At 72.3% G+C, this 350-nt stretch carries 1 protein-coding gene; it reads right to left on the reverse strand.

Annotated elements, in window-relative coordinates; translation table 11 throughout:
* On the reverse strand, positions 1–350 hold a 350-nt coding region (locus AC1DKD_RS42600; protein ID WP_477144920.1), incomplete at both ends, for a hypothetical protein.

Below are 350 nucleotides of genomic sequence, written 5' to 3' on the forward strand. Positions count from 1 at the left end.
GACCTGGACGGGGCCGCGCACGTACGCCGGCCCGTTGCCGCTGCCACCGGCGCAGTCCACATCGGAAGCGATTGGCACGCACCCTGAGTAGTTCGGGTCGCAGCCCGGATTCGTCCCCGGCACCGGCTGCGCCGCCGGTGCGGGAGGCGCAGCGGCCTTGGCGGCCGCTTCCGCTGCCGCCTTTACAGCGGCCGCATCCTGCGCCGCCTTCGTTTCGGCGGCTTGCCGGGCTGCAGCCTCCGCCGCGGCCTTGTCCGCGACAGCCCTGTCCGCTGCATCCTTGTCCGCTGCAGCTTTTTCAGCAGCAGCCTTCTCTGCCGCAGCTTTCGCCGCGGCCGCCTGATCGGCTG

Source organism: Cupriavidus sp. 05T313 (assembly GCF_056396665.1).